We start from the raw sequence: 751 nt of genomic DNA, 5'->3' as shown, positions 1-751 counted from the left end.
GCCGATGCGGGGGATGGCGATGTGGCCCCAGCTGGCGCCGGCCCAGTTGGAAGACACGCGGATCCAGCAGGAGGAGGTGTCGTTCTTCTGGCCATGACGATCCCACGGGAACCAGACTTTCACCCGGCCATGCTCATCGCAGTAAATCTCTTCGCCTTCCGGTCCTGTGACATGAGCGATCTGCGGGCCGTCCACTAATGGCTTTTTGAGCAGTTTGGGCCGGTATGGCAGGCGGGCGGGCATGACCTCAAACCCGGCACTGTAAGTGGTGGTACCGCTGCCGGCTTCCTCAGCCACGGCCTGCGGCTGACTGCCCTGATGCGAGACGGTAAGCAAATGATACTTGATGTTGTAATCGCTGTTCGGGTGGTCTGTGAGTGCAAACTGATGACCGGCCATCAGGTGAATGGCATTGGTCGCCCCGTGGCCTGTGGTGGCCTCTACCCGAGCTGCCTCCAGCCGGTGTTTTGTGAACGGCTTGCCGACACCATCGGCCTTATATCGCCCCGGATATTCATAGAGCGCATAGTCTCCGGCAGAGCCGTTGTCTTCACCGCGCTGATGGGTGTGTTGTTGGTTGTAAGGCGGGTTCTTGAACGAGTAATCACGCTGCATGAAGCTGGTGGCGCGCAGCTGCTCGCGCAGGACAAAGCTGTTGCAATAAACGCCTTTGACCGCCCCGCCGGCCATACTGTTATATTCCAGCTTGGGCTGGTCCGGCAGCTCGGAGACGATCTGCGGGTTATCAATG

Annotated in this window: 1 protein-coding gene; it reads right to left on the bottom strand. The window is 59.5% G+C overall.

Annotation, left to right across the window (positions count from 1 at the left end; all coding sequences use genetic code 11):
- A partial coding sequence (tssI, locus tag PsW64_RS27960; RefSeq protein ID WP_244277291.1) for a type VI secretion system tip protein TssI/VgrG occupies positions 1-690 on the bottom strand: 690 nt, incomplete at its 3' end.
- Positions 691-751: the final 61 nt, after the last annotated feature.

The organism is Pseudovibrio sp. W64, from assembly GCF_001623145.1.
Classification (GTDB): Bacteria; Pseudomonadota; Alphaproteobacteria; order Rhizobiales; family Stappiaceae; genus Pseudovibrio.
This window is presented reverse-complemented; position numbering and strand designations above follow the sequence as displayed.